This is a genomic window from Staphylococcus sp. 8AQ, from assembly GCF_902506595.1.
Classification (GTDB): Bacteria; Bacillota; Bacilli; order Staphylococcales; family Staphylococcaceae; genus Staphylococcus; species Staphylococcus pasteuri.
Window position 1 is genome coordinate 2,030,575 of the sequence record NZ_LR733871.1, and the last position, 23,670, is coordinate 2,054,244.

The following is a 23,670-nucleotide window of genomic DNA, read 5'->3' on the forward strand; positions in this document are numbered from 1 at the left end:
TGTTTAATAAGTATTATTTCTTTAATTGTTTTACTAATTTTGTAAATAAATAAGATGTCATTTTATACATAATAAAATAAATTATACCTACAATGAGAACAATACTTATAAAGCTTGTAATATATATACCTATGTATACTTCTCCAAACAAACCTAAAATTTCATATATAATTTTAGAAGCAAATAATGTATGAATGATAGCTACGATAAAAGGAATACTAAATAACCATATTAATTGTTGATCCAATATGTGTTTGATTTTCTGATTATCAATACCTAAATGTTCCATAGTAAGATAATTTTGAACATCTTCTTGTGCTTCAGAAACTTGCTTGTAATAAATAATTAAAAATATGCCAATAAATAGAACTAATGATACTAAACTTCCAACAAATATAAGTCCTCCATTAATGTTGTACCAAACGTTCTTAAATTGCTCATAAGTACTAATATCTATATCATGTTTTCGTTCAATCTCATGTATTATCGGTGAATCATTTCCTTTTAACTCATAGTCATTAAACTCTATCGTCGTATTTGTTAAATGCATGTTCGATTGTGATGTCGACTTGTTATAGTAGTTAACTATTTGATTTAATTCCCTATCATTTTTCACTATCAAATTAATATTTTCACTGAATCTTAGAGAATTAACGTTAGTCTGATGGACACGTTTTATATGGTAAGGTTTACCTTGTATGACTATTTTGTCAGAATCATCTAGAATATTCATATTAGTGTTTACGCCAACTTCATTATCTTTAAGATGGAGATGACGATTAAATTGATTATAGTCATTTAAATTCATAACAGTTATAAATACATTTTTATTTTTCCCTGGATCAATATTAAACTTATTTGGTGTTTCACTCGGTTTTAATAATCTTTGATATTCTGAATTAGCATCCAAATATACATTAAACAGTGATTGCGTATAAACTTTTGGCGTATCAGCATTCGTCTTCTGTTTAATATCATTAATTACTTTTTTTACTTTTTTAGCAGTTTGTTGATTATGATGAAAGTCTCCATCTACACTCGTTACATATTGATTTTTCCACATTTCATTTACATTTTTATCTAAACCTCTATATGTAGTTACTGTCATCCCTAAAGTAACAATTAAGAAAGTACAAAGTAGTGCTATGCTTGCCAAACCAATAGCATTAGATTTCATGCGTGTTCTTAGACCAGAAATTAAAAAGAAATGCTTAGGTTGATAATAATACTTTGGCAACTTTTGTAATCTTTCTATTATGAGCACACTGAATGAAACAAATAATAAATAAGTACCAGAAAATACGAAAAATATAGCTATAAACAATGCAAAAAAAGATTCAACAGGCGTATTGTCCTGCAATGCAATTCTATAACCATTGCCCACAAGAATAATGCCTACAAGTAGAAGTATATAATTGATCACTTTTTTAAAACGTCGCTTGTGATGAGCCTTTTTATTAATTAATTGCATAGGATTTTGTAGCGTGATTTTAAATTGATTAATCATAAAAAGTAATAACATCACTATAAATAACAACAGTAATGTAATCCACATTGCTTTAACATCAAATGGATATGCACGTAAACTAGTTTGATGACCTGTCGTAATTTTATTGATTAACATAAAGAATAATGATCCAAATAAATATCCACCCACGATACTAATTATCGTTATAAGGCAGTATTTTATTATATGTTCAATAAGTAACATCACTCTAATATGTTTCTTTTCCATTCCTAAAATAAGATACAGTGAAAATGTCTTTTGTTGTTGTTTCATTACAAATTGATTGGCATAAATGATAAAAATGACAGCTAATAATGACATGAATACATTACCAATAATTGCAAACATACCTAGCATTTGGTGATGTTGTTGTATATATGAATTAGTCGTAATAGATAATAATATGTATTCTATAGCAAATATAATACTTGAAGATAAAATAAATGGTAAGATGATATGTCGTTGTGTTACAAAATGACGCTTAACCATAGTCCAAATCATCGAAAAGGGCATCTCATTTACTCCCTCCCATTATTTAAGATAGCTAAACTATCAGCAATTCGCTTTTGATATTCTGATTGTCTTTCTTCTCCACGATAAATTTCATGGTACAAACGTCCATCTTTTATAAATATGACTCTATTCGCATATGAAGCATCAATATTAGAATGAGTCACCATCAAAATCGTTTGTAATTGTTGTTGATTAATTTGTTGAAATAATTGCATTAAATGTTTTGAACTTTTCGAATCAAGTGCACCAGTGGGCTCATCAGCTAATAAAATTTGGGGTTGTGTAATAAGCGCTCTTGCTATAGCTACTCGTTGCTTTTGTCCTCCAGAAATTTGGTTAGGAAATTGATTTAATATATCACTAATATTAAGACGCTGAGCTAAGTTATCAATACGCTGTTGCATAACTTTAACTGGTTTATTAGCCAAAACTAATGGCATTAAAATATTATCTTTGTTAGTCATTGAATCTAATAAATTAAAGTCTTGAAAAACAAAACCTAATTGTTCACGTCGAAATGAAGCGATATCTTTCGATTTCAGTGATGCTAATGATTGACCATCGATTTGAATCGTTCCTTCTGTCAATTGATCGAACGTCGCAATAAGTTGAAGTAAAGTTGTTTTTCCCGAACCTGATTCTCCCATAATAGCTACAAATTCACCTTTATCAACAAATAAATTCATATCACTTAATGCTTCTGTCCTATTTAGCCCCTTGCCAAACACTTTTTTAACTTGCTTCACTTCTAATAACATATGGACGCTCCTTTCCTAATCATTACCTATTTTATATTAAAAAATAACCAACAACATTTATAATTTCTTACAAATTTTGTTGGTTACCTTACAATTTTGAAAGTTATCATTCTCTTGGAAAATCAATCGTAAATTGCGTACCACTGTTTAATTTTGATTCTACTTCAACGTTTAAATTAAGATGTTGAGATATGTGTTTAACAATAAATAAACCTATACCACTAGATGATTCATTAAGACTCCCATTATATCCAGAATATCCTTTGTCAAAGATTTTTGGTAAATCTGCTTGGCTAATACCTATACCATTATCTTTGATATATAATTGTTTTGTTTCTGAGTTAAAGTTAATCCAAATATCTTTGCCACGTGCATACTTTAATGCATTATTTAACAACTGTTCTATTAATATAGATGCCCATTGTGCATCGGTTAATACGTTATCATCAACTGATTGATAATGGATTTTAGTATTTTGTTCAATAAAATGTACACGATACTTCATAATTAAAGGCTTGATTAACTCGTCAATTTTTACTTCTGAAATACTCATATCAGAAGCTTCATTAAGTAATTTCAAATAACTTAATGCTAGACTAGTATAATTATCTATTTGTACTATTTCTTGTCTTACTTGATTAACAACATTATGTTCATTACGTTCTAATAATAATTGGGTGGCAGTAATAGGTGTTTTAATTTGATGTACCCATGTTAAAAAATAACTTTCAATATCTTTTTGATATTCAACTTGTCGTTTTTTTGTTTCAAATAATTCTTCTTCAAGTACCTCTATTTTATGTTTAAGATTAACTTGTTTTTGAAATCCTAAATAACTAATCCACCAATAAATCAGCATAATAAATAAAACAATAGCAATACCAAGCAGCAATGCACTCATTGAAAGTGAAAATACAAAAAAGATCACAGCAAATAATAATAATATTAATGTGACGATTGCAATTTCATTTTTAATTGTTTTTATAAAAGGTAACATCATTTTATTTATACCCTATATCCAACATTTTTCTTCGTTTCAATAAAGTCTTTTAAATCAATTTGATTTAATTTCTTGCGCAGTCGCGTCATATTAACGGCTAATGTATTATCATCTATATAATTTTCAGATTCCCAACATTTTTCAATCAAAGCATTGCGTTTAACGAATTTCCCTTCATTTTGGAATAATAACTTTATGATTTGAAGTTCTGTTAAAGATAATTGTATTGCTTCTTCGTTATAAATAATTTTGGCCTCATCAATAATTAACTTACAACCTTTGACAGTTAATTCATCATTGGAAACTGCTAAATCATAGGTACGACGAAGTAATGCTTGAACTTTAGCAACCGTTAATGATAAATTAAATGGCTTTTCTATGAAGTCATCGCCACCCATTTGGATAGCCATAATTTGATCCATATTATCCGTTCGAGAACTGATAAATATAATAGGCACATTAGAAATCTTTCTTATTTCTTGGCACCAATGAAATCCATTTAATGTCGGTAGATTAATATCTAACAATACTATGTCAGGTTGATATGTGATGAAGTCATCTAAAATATTTGAGAATTGTTTAGCTATACTTACCTCATAATTCCAATTTTTAAGTTCATTAGCTAAACTTTCTGCAATGACAAAATCATCTTCTAGTATAAAAATCTTCATTAAGATACACCTTTCGTTGCGCTAAATTGTTTTATCTTGATGTTTATCTTTTTCATCAGTTTGATGTTGAATATGATTTTCATTTTGATTGTTTTTAGCTTCTTGGTTCTTTTTTCTTCTTTTTTCTTCATAAATACTTAAAGCAATAAAACCTACTATAAATAATGGGGATAACATGACAAATATCATTTTCTTCACCTCAGTCATATTAGCTTAAGAAGTTACGATGGTAAATACACACCTTAATTTCTCTTACTACACTGTATTTATTATCTATTTTACATCTTTATTATAAAAAATACATTTGTTATGAGTGATTTACTTTTACATTTCTTAATGTAATTAAAATTTATTATAGATTTACAATCTATTTACATGAATATCATAAACAGTCAAAATTATTTTCTTATAATTAAAATGTAATAAGTATATACATATTTTAGGAGGCTTTTTTAATGAAATCTTTTAAACATATTGGTAAGTATTTGTTGTCGGGTAGCATAGTCGCTGCAACATTATTAAGTACGACAAATATATCTTCAGCTTCAGAAACAAATGCTGATAAAAGTAAGGATAAAAACAAAGATGACGCAGTAGCCTTCGGTAATACTAAAAATCCAAAAAATGTCATCTTTTTAGTGGGTGATGGTATGGGTCCATCATTTAATACGGCCTATCGTTATTACCAAAATGATCCATCTGCAAAATCTATGAATCCTACCACTTTTGATAAATACTTAAAGGGTACGAATCGTACATATCCAAATGATCCTAAAGAAAACGTGACAGACTCAGCTGCAGGAGCAACTGCATTTAGTTCTGGTCATAAAACGTATAATGGTGCCATTGGTGTAGACGAAAATAAGAAAAAAGTTAAAACAGTTTTAGAAGACGCTAAAGAAAAAGGCAAATCAACTGGATTAGTATCAACTGCTGAACTCACTGACGCAACACCAGCTGCCTATGCTTCTCATGTAGATTCAAGAGATAAAAAAGACGAGATTGCTAAACAATTTTATAAAGATAAAATTAATGGCAAACATAAGGTCGATGTACTTTTAGGTGGTGGCTCTAAATACTTTGGCAAAGAGAACGGCAATCTTGATGAAAAATTTAAAAAAGATGGCTACGATGTAGTATCTAACAAAAATGAGCTTAATCAATCTAGCAAAAAACAAGTATTAGGATTGTTCTCAGAAGAAGATATGCCGCTTCAAATTGATGCGCCAAATAGTAACCCATTATTAGTTGATATGGAAAAAAGTGCTTTAAGTAAACTTGAAAAAAATGATAAAGGATTCTTCCTAATGGTAGAAGGTGCTTCTATTGATAAATCTGCACACCCAAATGATGTAACAGGTGTCATGTCTGAAATGCAAGGCTTTGATAAAGCATTTTCAAATGCTATTGATTATGCGAAAAATCATAAAGATACGCTAGTTGTGGCTACAGCTGACCATTCTACTGGTGGTATGACAATTGCAAAAGGCAAAGATTATAAATGGAATCCTCAAGCCATACATCAAATGAAACATTCTGGCTCATATATGACTAAAGAAATCGCATCAGGAAAAGATCCTGAAAAAGTTATTAAAGAAGGCTATGGCATTGATTTCCCTAAAGAACAAATGGATAAAGTTAAAAAAGAAGCTAAAAAACTTAAAAAATTAACTAAAAAAAATAAAGATGACGAAGATCCTAAAGTAGAAGAACAAACAACACATCTTCAAGATGCAATTCAAAAACCAATTAATGATGAATCTCATACTGGTTGGACAACATATGGTCATACTGGCGAAGATGTTAATACTTATGCATATGGTCCTGGTTCTAAAAAATTCACAGGTAATAAAGAAAATACTGATAGTGCTAAAAACATATTCGACTTTTTCGCTAATGACGTCAAATAATGATTTTAAAAAATGATTTTAAAAAAATCCGGGATGAGTAATACCTCATCTCGGATTAATTTCATGTATACAGTTATATTAAATATCTAAATTAATATTCAATATTTGGCGCTTGGTTTACATGGTTTTGATATCTTTTAAAAGCATAGTAACCTGCACCAACTAAAGTTAAAAGTATAGCTAATTTTTTCATCATCAAAACTCCTTTTCAATTTATTCATTTCAATTATCGCTTTGAAATTCTTATGACATAATTATACACTTTTTTCCAATAATTTTAAAAACCTTAATCTAATAGGATTGAAAAAACATAAATTAAATTTAATATACTTAGCACAAATATACAGAATGAGTATGAATGACAACTGCTTCAGGAGAATTTTTTAATTAGATATAAAACGATATAAGTTTATAAAATATCTTTTATTACTCTTGTCCTTTTAAATGCTCTATATGTTTAAAACCATCTCTTCGAATTGCTAGTTCTTCCATAATATCGTACCAATTATGACCTACTTTTTGTTGGATTGTTTGTAATAAGTGATCTTGAGCATAATTAAGTTCATTGATTAACGCGTTCCCACTGTCAGTTGAATATAATTGTTTTACTCGACGATCTTTGTCGGACGTTTTCTCTATGATAAGTCCCTTTTCTTTTAAAGTTCTTAATGTAGCATGTGAACCTTGTTTTGAGATTTCCAAAGTTTGTAATAACTCTTTAATAGTAATACCTGGTAATTTATTGATAAAAAATAAAAACCGGTGATGCTGACGACTCATGCCATATTGTTCAATAATGTCGTCGGCAGTTGTAACAAAGGTTTTATATGCGAAGTAAAACAACATATGTTCATAATCATTTTTATTTGTCGACATTTGCTTTCTTTCCTTTTCTTATGTTTAAGACTTATTATAATAAAAATTCAGTATTTCGTCATGTTTATACTTATAACTAGAAAGGTCAAGTTAGTTGACTTTATAATCTTAAAAAGTTATCTTTTAAATGTAATATACAAATACATAAACGAAGGTGGAATGAGTTATGAAACAACGTGTAGGACAATATTTGATGGATGCAGTACACGCTGCAGGAGTAGATAAAATATTCGGTGTCCCTGGCGATTTTAACTTAGCCTTTTTAGACGATATAATTTCACATGAACACGTAGAGTGGATTGGCAATACGAATGAATTAAACGCTAGCTATGCTGCAGATGGTTATTCACGAATCAATGGTTTAGGTGCATTAGTCACTACTTTTGGTGTAGGTGAATTAAGTGCTGTCAATGGTATTGCAGGTTCTTATGCCGAACGCGTACCAGTAATTGCAATTACTGGGGCACCTACTCGAGCGGTTGAATCTGCTGGTAAATATGTTCACCACTCATTAGGTGAAGGTAAATTTGATGATTACAGAAAAATGTTTGAACCCATTACTACAGCTCAAGGATACATTACACCTGACAATGCAACGACAGAAATTCCAAGACTAATTCAAGAAGCTATAAATGAACGTCGCCCAGTTCATATCCATTTGCCTATTGATGTAGCTATGACTGAAATAGATGTGACTTCAACGTTCCAACCTAAACAACCAACAGAACAAGATATTTCTAGCTATATCAAAATGATTGAAGATAAATTGAATGCTGCTAAGCAACCTGTTATTATTGCAGGTCATGAAATTAATAGTTTTGGCCTACATTCAGAGCTAGAACGATTTGTTAATCAAACAAATATCCCAGTAGCACAACTTTCTTTAGGTAAAGGTGCCTTTAATGAGGAAAATGAACACTATCTTGGAATCTTTGATGGTAGTATTGCTGAAGAAAATGTTAAAAACTATGTTAACCAAAGCGATGCCATCTTAAATATTGGTGCTAAATTAACTGACTCTGCAACAGCAGGTTTCTCATATGAATTCGATATAGATGATGTCGTTATGTTAAATCACAACTATTTTAAATTGAATGAAACAACTTCAAACGATATTGCTTTACCTAACTTATTAAAAGGATTAATGAATATTTCATATAAAAATACATCTGATTTCCCTTCATATGTTAGAGAAGAAAATAACGATTATATATTAGATGATCAACCTTTAACACAAGCAACTTATTTCAAGATGATGCAAGAATTCATACAACTTGATGATATTTTAATAGCTGATCAAGGAACGTCATTCTTCGGTGCATATGACTTATCTTTATATAAAGATAATACATTTATAGGTCAACCTTTATGGGGCTCAATTGGTTATACATTACCTGCCACACTAGGCACTCAAATTGCTGCGCCTAACAGAAGAAATATTTTATTAATCGGAGATGGCTCATTACAATTAACTGTCCAATCATTATCTACTATGATTAGACAGCAATTGAAACCTGTTATATTTGTTATTAATAACGATGGTTATACGGTTGAAAGATTAATTCATGGTATGAAAGAACCTTATAATGATATTCATATGTGGGATTATAAAGCGTTACCTGCTGTGTTTGGTGGCGATAATGTTGCAGTTCATGATGTCAACACATCCCATGAACTTAAAGATGCTTTTGAAAACATAAACGCTAATAATGATCGTATGCATTTCGTCGAAGTCAAAATGGCTGTTGAAGATGCACCAACTAAATTAAGCGATATTGCAAAAGCATTTGCTTCACAAAATAAATAATTAAGCATTAACTTCATATAACAACTTACTTGTATAGAAATCCTCTTGAATAATGAAATTTAGATCATTATTCAAGAGGATTGTTTTTATTGATACTGAACCATTTTTTCTTCTTCTAATTTTTCAATAACATGATTAATAGTCTGTTCCTGTATTTCTGATTTAATATCTTCATGTATTTCATCTTTAATCATAGGATATAAATGATCAATAATTTGTTTACTTGCAATTTCACCTATCTCTATTTCATATTTTTGATAAAGAAACGATTTTAATTCTTTAGAGACTTCTATAATCATATATATCACCTCTTTTTAATGATTTATTTTAATCCTCCTAAAGTTAATGCCATTATTGCTTTAATTGAATGTAAACGATTCTCTGCTTGCTTAAAAATAATAGAATACGAACTATTAAATACTTCATCAGTAATCTCCATTTCAGAGAGTCCATATTTCTGATAAACTTCGTTACCTACTTTAGTTTGTGTATTATGGAAAGCTGGCAAACAATGTAGTACTTTTACATTCGGATTTTGAACTTTTTTAATTATTGACATGTTCACTTGATAAGGTTTTAACATTGCTACACGTTCTTCTATAACATTTTCAGGTTCTCCCATTGAAAACCAAACATCAGTATATAGAGCATCTGTTTGATATATTGTATTATCTACTTCACTACTTAATTGTATTGTCGCCCCAGTTTGTTGTGCGTATTCTTTAGCCATAGTCACTACTTTTTCTTGTGGTAATCGTGACGTAGGTGCAACAATGTTTACATTGACACCTAATAAAGCGCCTGTAACTAATAAATCACTAGCAACATTATTTTGAGCGTCACCTATAAAAGTCAACGTTTTCCCTTCCAATGTACCCCATTCCTCTTTTAAAGTCATGAAGTCAGCTAACATTTGAGTAGGATGCCATTCATTCGTTAATCCATTCCAAACTGGTACATTTGCATATCTTGCTAATGTTTCCACATCATCATGTTCATGCCCTCTAAATTCAATGCCATCATACATACTTCCCAATACTTTAGCAGTATCATAAATAGATTCTTTTTTACCTAAATGAATTTCATTTTGACCAAAATAATCAACATTCATTCCTAAATCATGTGCTGCTACACTGAAAGCAGCTAGAGTACGTGTTGATGGTTTTTCAAAAATAATAGCTATATTTTTATTAGTAAGTAATTGATGTGGTTGATTATTTTTCTTTTCATCTTTTAATAGTCGTGCTTTTTCAATAATATAATTCAATTCTTCTTTAGTATAATCAGTCGATTTTAAAAAACATTTACCTTCAAAGTTAAATTCTCTCATGTCATCAACTCCTTGATAACATATTACAATAAAATTAATATAGATTCAATATAATGATTATTTATGCATAAATTAAAAAGTGCTTTTCCCTTTGTTATTCTGATTAGTTGCTATCTAAACGGAAACAAAATACGTTTTCTATGTATATATGTTTTTGTAATATAAAACTATTTCATGATGTTTCTCATGAAACATTTTAAAAGTAAAAGACTAAGCAACAATCATGTAATTATTTTTTCAAAAATATTTTTCTACAGTTCAAACTAGTTAATATAGTTATTTATATCTTCTTGGTTTCACTTTGAAATTAAGACTACTCGATGTCTACCGTAAGACAAACCTAAGTGTGACGTATATTAAAAAAGCCTTTCATTGTCTCATTCACAATGAAAAGCTTTTAACTATATAAATATTATTCAACGCCGACATCTTCCCATGATTGATTTACTTTGTCTGCAGTGGATTTATCATATAAATCAAGTGCTGCTTGATGTAATGATTTTTTTGCATCTTCAAAATCAGAATTTGAAGAAAGATATTGTGTTAATGTTCGATAATAAATTTGTTCTGCTTTATCTTTACCAATACGTTTGATAGTTAGGTACGCAGCTTTGTTAGGTATACCAGAATTGGTATGTACTCCGCCATTATCTTCTTGAGTTTTTGAATAATGTTTCATATTAGATGGTTGATCATATTGTTCAGGTTTAGACATACTTCTAAGTGCATCGCCTTTAACATTAGGTGTGTATATATCTTCACCTATTAAAAAGTTATTACTATCAATAAAGTATGCAAAGGTATCAGAAATACTTTCATTTAAGGCTCCCGGTTGATTTTCATATACTAAATCCGCTGTTTCTTGGGTGATTCCATGTGTAATTTCATGTGCTACAACATCTTTAGCACCAGAGAATGATAAATAATTTTCATTATCGCCATCACCATAAATCATTTTGTCTCCAATCCATGCAGCATTATTTCGATTATCTTCATTTTCAAATTGGTTAACATGTGTCAGTGAATCGATAGTACTTCCTTTATCATCATAAGATTCTCGCCCAAATTTATTTTTATAATACTCGTAAACGTCTTTAGCATAGTCATTAGCGTCTACACCAGCTCGTTGGGACTGATTTACAAAGTTTTTATCCTTATCAGTCATTAGTTTCGAATCACCTGATTTATCATTATAGTCATAAGCTGAAATTTTACCTTGATGTGTCACATCTTGCAGTGCATAACCTTTCTTTTGACTATTGATATTAATTTTTTTGTTTTTATTTAGTACACTTTTGCCTGTACCTTTAGTAGCAGCATGTTGCATATTATTTAATTTATCAACGACCTCACCTGTTTGGGCATCTACTTGTATAGTCCAGTGAGATATTTTAGGGTATGTTGTTACGATTTCAATATTATAAACATATTTATTATGTTGACCACTAATTTGGATATTATTCTCTTTAACAACATTATCTTTAAAGTTTTTAGCTTTATTTGATGACATAGAAATAGATTCGAATGCTTTATTTAGAGCTTCGTTTTTATTAATTTCAATACTATTACTTGGCTTAATTTCACCACCACTCGTATTTCCATTTATAAGAACTACTTTCCCTTTTTGATCTGTATGTATTTTAACTTCTCTATCAGGCACATATGTATTTTTAAACTTTGGCTGTAAAGTGTAATGTGTATAACCTAATTGGTCAGTTTTTACCTCAACAGTTTTGTAATGTTTATATTGTTTTTTCGCATTTTTATCATTAGGTAATACTTTTAATGCTTGGAATGCTTTATGTTTTTCTGTAATTTCTATTTTACTTTTAGTTGATGACTGTTCGATCTTAGCATCGGCATTTCCACTATAAATAGAACTGCTTAATGTTAATAAAGAGATGCCTGAAATAACAATTTTTGAAAATTTATTCATAGAACTCCTCCATTTATTCACAAAATTTATAATCTCCCCCAATAATATTTATATTTTTCAAAAAAGTAAATGCGAATTTCATAAAATACTTTGAATATTCTTTATAAAACACAATAAAAAAACAGACGTCATTTAATATATGACGTCTGTAAAAAATCTTATTTTATTTAATTTTTTTGATAGCTTTATCTTCTTTTACAGCTACTTTAGTTTTTTCATAACCAATTACTATACGGTCAATTTTACCTTTAGAAGAGTCAAACCATACTGTTTCACCTTTTTTATTAGGTTGGTAATAATAGATACCAGTATTATTATTTTTACCATTATTTACTTTTTTCAAATCTTTACCATATGATTTTTGTAAATCAGTTAGCTTCAATTGTTTTTTCAATGGAATATCAACTAGTGAAGCCTTTTTAGTTTTTTTATCATATTGGCGGAATAATTGATCTGATTTAACAATATTTTTTGTTGAATTTGTTGATGCAATTTTTATACCATTAAATGTTACATTTTGAGCTTTGATAGCATTTTTGAAGTTTTTATCTAATACGAATTTTGCATCGTAGCCTGCGTCACCTTTATAAGTATAATATGCATTATGTTGTTGTGTAGTTGCTGCATGAGCAGTAGTATTTATAACTGGCGTCGCACTCGCTGATACACTTAATAATGTTCCAAAAGCTAATGTAGACGCAATAATTGTTTTAGTCTTTTTATTCATGAGAGTACCTCACTTTCTTTATCTGTTACTATTTCTCTCAATGAGACTCCTAAATTATACGCTATCGGTCAAAGACATACAATTAAAAGCAGTTGTTATTACATATTTGTAATATTCAAATTGTTGATGAACATAAAACACTTGTAAACATAATTAATTTTTAACATTCTTCTAAATATGTAGTTAGCAGTTGGATATAATAGTCTATGAATTTTAAATAATCCGCTTTATTCACACACTCATCGATTTGATGAGGTCCTTTTCCTGGTCCAATCATTAAAAATGGAAAAGCATCTGTTTTACCTTTCAATAAATTAGAGGCGTCTGTAACTGCAACAGTTGGTGTAATCACTAATTCTGATTGATTGAAGTAATTTGTCGCTAACTGATGTCCTAATTTAAACAAACGATTGTCTCCAGTAGTCACTACAGGATCCAAATCTAAATATATGTCGTGCGTTAATTTTGCTCCTTTATCATTTGCTATGTTGATATATTTTTCAAATAAAGCTTTAACTTTTTCATTATTGTATTCAGGAATCGTTCTAATATTAAATTCAGCAGTTGCATAATCTGGAACTGAATTTACTTGAGTGCCACCTTTAATGATGCTATTTGTCATAACAAGACCTTGTATTCTAGTTTGCACTTCTTCTTTACTAACATAACTAGGTAACTGACTAGCCATTTGGTCGACCATATTACCATAGTTTAATGCTGTACCTTTTATATTTTGAGTGATTTCTTCATATTCTTTATTAATATTTTGAATAAATTCGATCAGTGGTGTGATCGCATTTTCTCCCATAAACGGTGTTGAACTATGGCTCGAACGACCTTTAGATGTAATTCTAATATCCATAGAACCCTTATGTGCATATACAATACTTGGATATGATGGCTCAGCTATCACTAGTGCATCTACGTCATCCATATAACCTTTACGATATAATTGCTCTGATCCGGCTTGTTCCATTTCTTCTCCAGCAGTTGCTAATAATTTAATTGTTCCTTTAGGTAATTGGCCACTTTCTTTAATTTCTATCATTGCTATCACTAATGCCGCTAGTCCTGATTTCATATCGGCAGCACCCCTACCGTATAAATAGCCATCTCGTTCTGTTAACTCAAATGGAGGCGATGTCCATTCCTCATGATTTCCTTCATGTACAACATCCATGTGACCTGAAACTGCAATTACTGGCTTTCCTGAGCCAATTGTTGCAATAAGATTTGCACGTTTATCTGATACTCTGTCTATTTCAGATTCAATATTATATTTGTTAAGACATTGCTGTAAATACAACGCTACCTCTAATTCATTATCATTAACTGTAGGAATAGATACAATATCTGATAAAATTTTTACCTTTTCTTCGTTAGTTAATACGGCCATAAATTTCACTTTCTTTCCTATCATATTTGAAGTCAATTAACATTCTTCAATAAAAATATAATTAAATGATATGTTCTTATTCAGAAAATTGATTATAATATAATTAATTATCATCGAAGTTAATGGAGGATATGCTTTTGAAAAAAATATTAGCAAGTATTGTTGTTTTAGCACTTGTAATAGCATTAGGATTTTCTGTTTTCGCAGCTTTAACTCATCAAAATAAATCATCACATCACAAAACAAATCATCAAACTGAAGACAAAGATAAAAAGAAAGACTCTAAAGATAAAAAACAAACAACTACTAAACAGCAGGAGCCTGTTCAAACTGAGCCTTCATCGTCTCAACAACCAAGTAATACACGCTCTAATAGTTCAGCTAGTCAACAAACGATTCAAAAATCAAATAAAAATAATAATCAAACGTCTCAAAATCAATCAACACAAGCCAAACAATCAACACAACCTGCACAATCTTCACAACGTAGTAGTAATCAATCAACTCGTTCACAACAACCATCAGCATCTAAGAAACAAAATCAATCTAATACGAGTACAGAAACTCCTAAAGCTAACAATGGACAAACTACTAACCAAAATGCGAATCACTCATCGCAGAATAACAGTAGTAATTCAAATAAACAGAACAAATCAGAATAAAATAAGAAATAGGGTTAGGTCATTCTCACACAGGCTCAATGAGCTGAATGTCTAATCCTTTTTTGTTTTGATTTTAATTAAATCTCACTTCAATCTTTCCACTTAGCGCTAACTATTTCATCAAAATCATCACTTATTATCTTCATATCAATGAATTATATTAATATATTATAATATTATTTAAAAATGATTTTGTGTGCAAGTAACTTCTCTTAAGAAAATCACAAAAAAAATTCTAGCACCAAGACATTAATTAACTGTCTTAAGTGCTAGAATCTAATTGTTATTATTCGGTTACATTACTTTCATCAACTTTAGCTGAGACTTTTCTCATTAGAGGATCAGTAATCGGTTTAAGTACTACACCTATAATTATAAACGCTAATCCAAATGCTGCTAAAATAATCACTTTTGTAATTAAAATTTCAGGCACAATACCTCCTACTGTTTCACGTAAAGCGTCAATAGCGTAAGTAAATGGCAAGTACGGTGATATCGTTTGGAAGAATTTAGGCGTTGTTTGAATTGGGAACGTTCCGCCACCGCCTGCAATTTGTAATACTAAGAAAATAATGGCAATTGCTTTACCTGGATTTCCTAATAACGATACACATGTATAGATAATTGAGTTAAATACTAACGAGCAGAACACTGCTATCGTTACGAATAATAATGGTGATTCAACAGCTGCTTTTAATATTACCAAATCTCCTATAGATACAATTAATGATTGAACAATACCTAATAAGAAGAAAAAGCCTGCTTTGCCCATGAAAATTTCGCGTGGTGTGAGTATCGGTTTCAATGATTCATGTTTATTGTCTACTGATAATAAACTCACCATCAATAACCCACCTACCCATATAGATAATGCAGTGTAGAATGGCGTCATTCCTGATCCATAATCTTTAACTGGGAAGACATCTGTTGTCTTTTTATTAATTGGATGAGCAATGACATCAGCTTGTTTTTTCAAATCATTTTTTAGAGTATCGATTAAATTATCAACAGCGTCATCTTTATCCAATTGCTTGAAAATTTTATTTGCTTTTTTCAAGTCTTTTTCAACGCCTGGTAATTTATTTTCAGAGAAGTCGGCTAAATTAGACAATGCCTCTTTAGCTCTAGGTTGATTTTTATCTAGTAGATTAACTGCATTATCATATCTACTGAACAATGATGGTAAATTATCATTTACTGATTGTGTTGCATTAGCTAGGCGTTGTTCTAATCCAGGTAAGTCGTTTCTAACAAAATCTGCGGCCTTACCAACGTCTTTCTTCACGGTTGGGAAGTATGCTTGTGCTGTTTTCATGGCATTGATATAAGCTTGTTCTATGCTAGGTAATGCTGTTTGAATACGCTCAATTCGTTTTTGACCGCTATTTAAAATACTTTGACCTGAATTAATCACTTGATTAATTGAATTTAATTTAGATTGTACATTTGATAATGTTTGTTGTCCTTCAGATAATTGTGCAGTAATGTCATTTGAGATATTTAATAAGTTTTGGTTTAATTCCTTCTTAATATACGTACGGAATTGACTTAATGCACTGTTTGTATCTTTGATATTTTTTAATACATTAACCGCTTCTGCTTTACCAGAACTTCCATTTGATAATGCATCGATTAATTGATTTGTAGTTCTTAATTGTTTGTTCAATTGATTGTTTGCAGATTTAATTTGTTTAATTTCTTTAGACAAATCAACATCTTCATTTTTCTCAAGTTCTGATAAGATATCGATAAATTGTTGATTATATTTTGTAGCATTTTCTAATCTTGATTTAATATTATCTAATGGTTCTTTAAACTCAGATGGCTTATCTGATGACAAAATACCATAAGATACATTTTTCAGCGCATCCATATCTTTTTGTGATGCGTTTGCTTGTACATCACTCATATTGGATAGTGATAATAACGATTCAGTCAATGCAGTATTCATTGATTTCACATCATTTGAAGTAACAAACTCATTAGAATTACTATTTTCATTATTACCAGATGTACTCAATGATTTCGTTTTAATATTTGAATTATAACTATGTCCTTCATCATGCTGTTTACCATGTGCACTCTGTTGACTTGTATTAGTTTGTTGTCGTAAGTCTTGGTTCACATTATTATTAGCATTTTGTGCTCGTCCAGCTGCGTCTTGGTAATCACCAACTCTATTTTGAACTTGAGTTAAAAATCCTTTAGCATCAGTCAATTGATCGTTTGCTTCATCAATACCTTGTCCTGCAATAGATACCCCTTTATTTATTTTAGGGAATTGTGCTGGTACATCATTCGCTGCAACATTCAAGACGCGTTCAATGTTAGGCATATAATTATTTAAAGCTAAAATTAATTTTGCCCTTTCGTTTAATGCAGGAATTGATGCATTGACTTGATTGAGTTTTTCTTGTGCATCTAAAATATCACCTTTATAATTACCAAGATTTCTAAATTGATTCGCATATTGATCAAGGTCATCCTGATGGTCATTTAAGTAGATAATTTTATCTTTAAATTTATTTATTTCTGGTAATGATTTATTAGCTGCGTACACTGCATTTTTAATTTTATTAATTGTAGGTACTTCGTCTTCAATTTTCAATCCTACTTTATTTGCTTCTGCAAGTAACGCTTTGGTCACAGTTTGGTTAAATTGTTCATTGGCTTTTTCTACTACCATCGAAGAACCTGTATCTGTTAGTTTTGCAGCTACAGCATTAATTTTTTGATTAACTTTGAAATCAACATCCGCCTTTTCAGGATGCTTTCTTAAAGTACCTGTAATTTGGTGTGTAAACTTACTTGGTATGTATATGCCTGCATAGTATTTCCCCATTTTTATTTCATGATCAGCTTTTTCTCGACTTACAAATTGCCAATCAAAGCTATCATTTTTCTTAAGCGTTTGTACCATTTTGTTACCGACGTTAATTTCTTTTCCTCTTACTTTGTCACCTTTATCTTCATTAACAATTGCCACTTTAATATGTCCAGTATTACCATACGGATCCCACATTGCCCACAAGTTAAACCAAGCATAAAATGAAGGTAATATAGCTAAACCTGCTAAAATCACCCAAACTGCCGGTGTCTTAGCAATTTTCTTTAAATCCGTTTTAAACAGTTTCAGTGCGTTTTTCATTGTCACACTCCTAAAAACAATTTATTAACTTTTCTACCTATTTTGTCACAGTCTTTATACTCATTTTATCAAATGTTATTTTACATTTTTCTAAAAACAATTTATTTTTCTTATAAAGGTTAGTATAATACATTTTGTTAGGTTATTATAATTCGTTGATATGTATCAACTATAAATGCCATAAATTAAATTATATCAAATTCAAGGTATATAGCACAATAATATTTAAATTTTCAAGGGAGCTTAATATAGATGTCTAAAGACAAATTCTTAATTTATTTACTTTCAACTACTTTAATCGTGCCATCTCTAACAACAGCACCCATAGCCCATGCTGAAGATGATCAAACACCTACACATTCATCATCTTCACAACGCACTCAATCTCAAAGTAATGCTGATAAAAAGAGTGGTCAAGTTACTTCATCAACAAATGATAATAATGACGAAGAAGATAAAGACAAAGATCATGATACCTCTCAAAGTGATAAAGAAGCTAAAAATAAATCTTCACGTCATGATTCTAAAAATAATCAATCAAAAGAAGAGAATCATTCATCACATCATTCTACACAAACATCTGTCACTGATGATAATTATAAAAAATCCCATCAGCCAACTAATGTTATCAATCAATTTTATGATGGATTATCTTCTTCACAATCTGATTTCAATCGTTTGTGGTCACCAGATAAATATGACAATAGTTTTAGTTTAACGACATTAATTCAAAATCTATTTCATTTTGACACTGATATTTCAGACTATGAACAACCAACTCGCGATGAAGAGAAAGATAATCAAAATTCCGATGATCAAGATACTAACGATGATGTAACGAGTGACGAAAGTAAAAGTAATTTAGATAACGCATCATCTAATAACAATTTAGAACAAGATGACAATAATCAAAACGATCAAACTACATCAAATGATGATCAAACAGATCATGATAACAATGATTCTCATAATGCAACACAAGAAACAAATGATGATGCATCTCAAAGCTCAAACACGAGCCATTCAAGTCAATCTAATACTAAAAATGACGATAATACTGATTCATCAAATCAAAGTATCTCAGATTCTGCGATTGATTCTATTTTAGATGAATATAGTGAAGATGCAAAGAAGACACAAAATCAATACCAATCTTCTAAAAATAAAAAAACTCGCAATGAGAATCATTCAGAAGAAAAACACAATGACGATACACAACAAGATATCAAGAACCCTCAATTACCAACACCTGACGAATTAAAACACAAAACGAAACCAGCACAATCATTTGAGAGTGATTTTAAAAAGTCTAATACACGTTCAACTGGTCTATTCCAACAATTACCAACATTACAAGATGGTCATTTAACAGATGGAGATATCAATATTGTAGATAGTAAAAACACAAGAGACTTTATAAAATCTATCGCCAAAGACGCTCATCAAATAGGACAAAAAGAAGATATTTATGCTTCAGTTATGATGGCACAAGCAATCCTAGAATCTGACTCAGGTAACAGTACGCTTGCTCAAAAACCTAACTTCAATTTATTTGGAATTAAAGGCGATTATCATGGTCAATCTGTTTCATTTAACACATTAGAAGCTGATAGCTCAAATAATATGTATAATATAACAGCTGGATTCCGTAAATATCCTAATACCAAAGCTTCATTAGAAGATTACGCTACTTTAATTAAAGATGGTATCGATGGTAATCCAACAATTTATCAACCAACATGGAAAAGTAAGGCATCTACATATCAGTCAGCAACGTCACACTTATCACGTACGTATGCCACTGATCCAAATTATGCTAAAAAATTAAATAGTATTATTAAACATTATCATTTAACTGATTTTGATAAGAAAAAAATGCCAAGTTTAGATAAATATAACCATTCTATTAAAAATGACGATCAATCACAATCCAGTTTCAAACCATTCGAAGAAAGTCAAGGTAGCGCTGGCTATCCTCAAGGTCAGTGTACTTGGTATGTTGACCAACGTATGAAACAATTTAATGAATATATCCACAGTAATATGGGAGATGCTCATAATTGGAATAACCGTGCAGAAAAAGAAGGCTATCATGTATCATCAACACCTAAAAAGCACACTGCTGTTGTTTTTGAAGCTGGTCAATTAGGTGCAGACACGCAATATGGCCATGTTGCATTTGTAGAAAAAGTTAATTCAGATGGTTCAATTATTATTTCAGAATCTAATGTTAAAGGATTAGGAGTCATTTCATATAGAACAATTGATGCGAGTGACGCTTCACAACTTGATTATATTACTGGTAAATAATTTCAAACTATAAATAATGGACGAGACAATACTAAATTTGCCTCGTCCATTTTTATTTTGATGTTACTGTTGATGATGTTTTCGTTTATGTCTGCTTATCCAAATAAGACTTGCCCCGAATAATGCAACAACAATTGAAATTGGCATCCAGTGTTGTTTAATTGTTTGTCCTGCTTCTGGTAATGATAGATTACCGTCATCATTAAATAACCCTTCTAACAGACCATCTCCAGAACCTAGTGTCAATCCCTTTTCTGGTGTAGGTGTTGGTATATCTTCAATTCCATCCAATAAACTACGTCCTGAATTTAATTGATCCAATAAGCTTGAGTCATTATTGGAACGCTGATTAATTCTATCAAAGATACTTGGTCTATCTTTAATAGGAGATATAATGTAATCTAAATCTTTCTTAGCACTATCTACTTTATGCTGTAATTGTAATAAGTCATTTGCTTTACCGTTAATTGCAGATTTAATTAAGTCTAGCGTACTCGCTTTATCGGTTTGAATACGATTAATGATATCTGCCAACACTTTGGCTTTTCCTTGTTCTATACGAGTTGCTAATATCGTTTCAATGGCTTGTCTTTTATCTTTAGCATTATTTAATACATCATTTAAAATATCATCTGCAGTGACGTTCCCTTGTTTATTAATTTGCTGTTTTAACTGATCTACAATTTGTTGATTATTTAAATTTCCATTTGCTAATTGATTGGAGATACGTTCTGCTTCTTTGTCATCTAATCGGGTAGAAAGTAATTGTTTAATCAATTGTTGCTTATCTTTAGATTGATCTAGCATTGATTTTAAAATATTATCTGATGAAGTATGTGATAAGTTATCAAATTGTTTTGCAATTTGATTAGCGATTTGTTCATCTGATTGACCTTTGGTTTGTATTTTTTTCAGAGCTTGATCCGCTTCATTTTGGCTCATAACGTTATTTAATATCGCTTTAACTGATTTATTTTTGTCTTTAGAGTTGTTGAGCTCATCAAGTATTAAATCACGTTGTTGATTTGTACGATTTTGAGTTTGACGAATATCTCGTTTCAATTCTTTTTTACTTTGAGAAGATAATTCACTTTGTTGATTCACATCATTTTCTAATTGCTTTAAGGCATCTTGTTTATTTTTCAAATATTGATCATTATTTGCATGACTTTCAGCTAATTTTTTAGAAATATCATGATCAATTTTGTCGCTGCCTTCTAACTTTTTAGTAACATCATTCACTTTATCTTTAGCTTTATTATTAGTACTCTCTGAATTTGTATCTTTGATTAATTGTTGAACTTGAGATGATGTTTGATTTTCTTTATCTTCAACATTATTTTGCTTTTGCAAATTACTCTTCGTTTGTTCTTTATGATTGGATTGTATTTTCTTAGAATTGTTTGATGGTTCAACTTTTTCCAGTTGATCATTGTTGTTATCTTCTTCGCCATTTATTGTTGCATCTTGTTTGATTTTATCCAAATCATCGATGATATTGCCCTTTTTATCATCTGAATTCGTTTTATCAAGTTGTTGATTTTGTTCCTCGGTCACATCTTTATCATTATCGGAATAGGAATCTCCTTCACTTAGTTGACTATTATCAACTTTCGAGGATGAAATGTCTAAATCCTTTAACATTTTGTCTAAATTCTCTGTCACATCTTTATTATCATCAGTATTACTGGAATGATTTACTTGTGAATTTGATTTTTCATTCTCAGTACTCTTAGCAGTCTGTTTCTTTATTGTTTTTATTTTTGTATCTTCTTGCTTAGCATTTTTAATAATTTTGTCCAAATTAGTATTATCAGTCACGTCATCCAATTGTTCTAGATAATCTTGCTGTTTTTCTTCATTCAAATGGCTGAGTTGTTTAATGTCATGTTTAGCTTTTTTGATTTGATCTTGCAAACTTTCTTCTTTCGATTCAAGTGTGCTATAAGATGATGAATCCTTTGCTTGGACTTTCATATTATTTGTAAAACCATATCCAATCATTGAGCCACTGATTAAAAGCGCTGAACAAGATAGTTTCAAACATATGCTGAATTTATTTGTTTGTTTATCTTTCATGTTTTCAATCTCCTTTAGCCGATTAGCAATTTTAAATTTGTTTTTATTATATAACAAACTCCTATAAAATTACACTTTACATTTTAAATAGAAGGTATTTGATATCCTTATAAATTTTATCAAACAAATACGTTGTATTTCTATGTATATAGCTTTATAATTCAACCAAGCTAAATTAATTGGTTTTTGTATATAATTTAACTTAATTAAATTTAAAAGGAGTTTTTCAGATGGCAGAGTCAATTTATTCTACTACTATTATTAGTAATGGTGGTCGAGATGGTCGTGTATTTAGCCCGGACAATACTTTCGTACAAAATTTAGCGACGCCTAAAGAAATGGGTGGTCAAGGCGGTAACGACACTAACCCTGAACAATTATTCGCTGCAGGATATAGTGCTTGTTTTAACAGTGCTTTGTCTTTAATTCTATCTCGTAACAAAGTCAACGATGCAAATCCTGAAGTAGAAATAACTATTGAATTAGTTAAAGATTCTACGGATAACGGTTTTAAATTAGCTGCAGACATTCAAGTTACTTTAGAGAATGTATCTCAAGAAGAAGCAGAACAATATGTTGAACAAGCTCATCAATTCTGCCCATATTCTAAAGCAACACGTGGAAATATTGATGTTTCGTTAAAAGCAATTGCTCAATAATAGTAGATAATTTTTAATTACCCCTATGATTTCATTAATATATATTAAATATCTTGAAAGTGGTGGAGAATGAATGTTTCTCCCCACTTTTTTTAATATTTTATGATCCTATTCAAAATATAATGGTAAACAAGTACATCCCTATCCCAATTTTCAACAGTTATATTCAAAAACATCCTATTTTACTAATTATTTATATAAATTAAGGGAATAAGGTACAACAAGCTCTATAATTAATTCCCCATTCAATAAGAACAACAACGTTACAGCTAACATTATCAATTAATTTTCCAACAATTTTTGCAATCTGTTTCATTTTTCAACGACTTAAAAAAATTAATGGTGTTTCATATAGTTGAATCTTGTTAAATTGATAAATGT

Annotated in this window: 19 protein-coding genes; 5 read left to right on the forward strand and 14 right to left on the reverse strand. The window is 30.1% G+C overall.

What is annotated here, in order from left to right:
* Positions 1-13: 13 nt before the first annotated feature.
* From GVY01_RS10040 to GVY01_RS12555, 5 genes are all read right to left on the reverse strand, one after another.
* Positions 14-2,020, reverse strand: a complete 2,007-nt coding sequence (locus GVY01_RS10040) for an FtsX-like permease family protein (protein WP_108168243.1) — start codon at positions 2,018-2,020, stop codon at positions 14-16.
* Positions 2,021-2,025: 5 nt separating this feature from the next.
* Complete coding sequence (locus GVY01_RS10045) at positions 2,026-2,778, reverse strand: ABC transporter ATP-binding protein (RefSeq protein WP_017637232.1); 753 nt, start codon at positions 2,776-2,778, stop codon at positions 2,026-2,028.
* 106 nt (positions 2,779-2,884) lie between these two features.
* Positions 2,885-3,778, reverse strand: a complete 894-nt coding sequence (locus tag GVY01_RS10050; protein ID WP_159333744.1) for a sensor histidine kinase — start codon at positions 3,776-3,778, stop codon at positions 2,885-2,887.
* A gap of 5 nt (positions 3,779-3,783) precedes the next feature.
* Positions 3,784-4,449, reverse strand: a complete 666-nt coding sequence (locus tag GVY01_RS10055) for a response regulator transcription factor (protein ID WP_017637235.1) — start codon at positions 4,447-4,449, stop codon at positions 3,784-3,786.
* 21 nt (positions 4,450-4,470) lie between these two features.
* On the reverse strand, positions 4,471-4,638 hold the full coding sequence (locus tag GVY01_RS12555; protein ID WP_017637236.1) for a hypothetical protein: 168 nt from the start codon (positions 4,636-4,638) through the stop codon (positions 4,471-4,473).
* Positions 4,639-4,904: 266 nt separating this feature from the next.
* Here GVY01_RS12555 and GVY01_RS10060 point away from each other — a divergent pair, with 266 nt between their 5' ends.
* Positions 4,905-6,359 carry an alkaline phosphatase gene (locus GVY01_RS10060; RefSeq protein WP_159333745.1) on the forward strand — a complete coding sequence of 485 codons (1,455 nt, stop codon included), beginning with the start codon at positions 4,905-4,907 and terminating at the stop codon, positions 6,357-6,359.
* 91 nt (positions 6,360-6,450) lie between these two features.
* Here GVY01_RS10060 and GVY01_RS10065 read toward each other — a convergent pair whose 3' ends face one another.
* Both GVY01_RS10065 and GVY01_RS10070 read right to left on the reverse strand, forming a co-directional pair.
* On the reverse strand, positions 6,451-6,552 hold the full coding sequence (locus tag GVY01_RS10065; RefSeq protein ID WP_017637237.1) for an SE2200 family small protein: 102 nt from the start codon (positions 6,550-6,552) through the stop codon (positions 6,451-6,453).
* Between the two features lie 233 nt (positions 6,553-6,785).
* Complete coding sequence (locus GVY01_RS10070) at positions 6,786-7,235, reverse strand: MarR family winged helix-turn-helix transcriptional regulator (protein WP_017637238.1); 450 nt, start codon at positions 7,233-7,235, stop codon at positions 6,786-6,788.
* 166 nt (positions 7,236-7,401) lie between these two features.
* Here GVY01_RS10070 and GVY01_RS10075 point away from each other — a divergent pair, with 166 nt between their 5' ends.
* The gene (locus GVY01_RS10075) at positions 7,402-9,042 is read left to right on the forward strand and encodes an alpha-keto acid decarboxylase family protein (RefSeq protein WP_017637239.1); all 1,641 of its coding nucleotides are present in this window, start codon (positions 7,402-7,404) and stop codon (positions 9,040-9,042) included.
* Positions 9,043-9,128: 86 nt separating this feature from the next.
* Here GVY01_RS10075 and GVY01_RS10080 read toward each other — a convergent pair whose 3' ends face one another.
* The 5 genes from GVY01_RS10080 to GVY01_RS10100 form a co-directional block, all read right to left on the reverse strand.
* The gene (locus GVY01_RS10080) at positions 9,129-9,341 is read right to left on the reverse strand and encodes a hypothetical protein (protein ID WP_017637240.1); all 213 of its coding nucleotides are present in this window, start codon (positions 9,339-9,341) and stop codon (positions 9,129-9,131) included.
* A 23-nt stretch (positions 9,342-9,364) separates the two neighbouring features.
* On the reverse strand, positions 9,365-10,372 hold the full coding sequence (gene argF / locus GVY01_RS10085; RefSeq protein WP_159333746.1) for an ornithine carbamoyltransferase: 1,008 nt from the start codon (positions 10,370-10,372) through the stop codon (positions 9,365-9,367).
* A 412-nt stretch (positions 10,373-10,784) separates the two neighbouring features.
* Positions 10,785-12,308 (reverse strand): M4 family metallopeptidase, encoded by a 1,524-nt coding sequence (locus tag GVY01_RS10090; RefSeq protein WP_017637242.1) that lies wholly within the window; start codon positions 12,306-12,308, stop codon positions 10,785-10,787.
* 163 nt (positions 12,309-12,471) lie between these two features.
* On the reverse strand, positions 12,472-13,035 hold the full coding sequence (gene isaB / locus GVY01_RS10095) for an immunodominant staphylococcal antigen IsaB family protein (protein ID WP_017637243.1): 564 nt from the start codon (positions 13,033-13,035) through the stop codon (positions 12,472-12,474).
* A 160-nt stretch (positions 13,036-13,195) separates the two neighbouring features.
* Positions 13,196-14,431: an ArgE/DapE family deacylase gene (locus GVY01_RS10100; protein WP_108017280.1), complete on the reverse strand. Its 1,236-nt coding sequence runs from the start codon at positions 14,429-14,431 to the stop codon at positions 13,196-13,198.
* Positions 14,432-14,562: 131 nt separating this feature from the next.
* Here GVY01_RS10100 and GVY01_RS10105 point away from each other — a divergent pair, with 131 nt between their 5' ends.
* Positions 14,563-15,093: a hypothetical protein gene (locus tag GVY01_RS10105; protein ID WP_236549871.1), complete on the forward strand. Its 531-nt coding sequence runs from the start codon at positions 14,563-14,565 to the stop codon at positions 15,091-15,093.
* Between the two features lie 286 nt (positions 15,094-15,379).
* On the opposite strand, the gene GVY01_RS10110 is transcribed toward GVY01_RS10105, so the two are convergent.
* Positions 15,380-18,241, reverse strand: a complete 2,862-nt coding sequence (locus GVY01_RS10110) for a YhgE/Pip domain-containing protein (RefSeq protein WP_017637246.1) — start codon at positions 18,239-18,241, stop codon at positions 15,380-15,382.
* Between the two features lie 252 nt (positions 18,242-18,493).
* On the opposite strand from GVY01_RS10110, the gene GVY01_RS10115 reads away from it, so the two are divergent.
* Entirely contained in the window at positions 18,494-20,551 is a 2,058-nt protein-coding gene (locus GVY01_RS10115; protein WP_017637247.1) for an amidase domain-containing protein, read from the forward strand.
* A gap of 63 nt (positions 20,552-20,614) precedes the next feature.
* Here GVY01_RS10115 and GVY01_RS10120 read toward each other — a convergent pair whose 3' ends face one another.
* Complete coding sequence (locus GVY01_RS10120) at positions 20,615-22,630, reverse strand: hypothetical protein (RefSeq protein ID WP_017637248.1); 2,016 nt, start codon at positions 22,628-22,630, stop codon at positions 20,615-20,617.
* Positions 22,631-22,860: 230 nt separating this feature from the next.
* Here GVY01_RS10120 and GVY01_RS10125 point away from each other — a divergent pair, with 230 nt between their 5' ends.
* A complete protein-coding gene (locus GVY01_RS10125; protein ID WP_017637249.1) occupies positions 22,861-23,289 on the forward strand; it encodes an organic hydroperoxide resistance protein in 429 nt (142 codons plus the stop codon).
* Positions 23,290-23,670 lie beyond the last annotated feature (381 nt).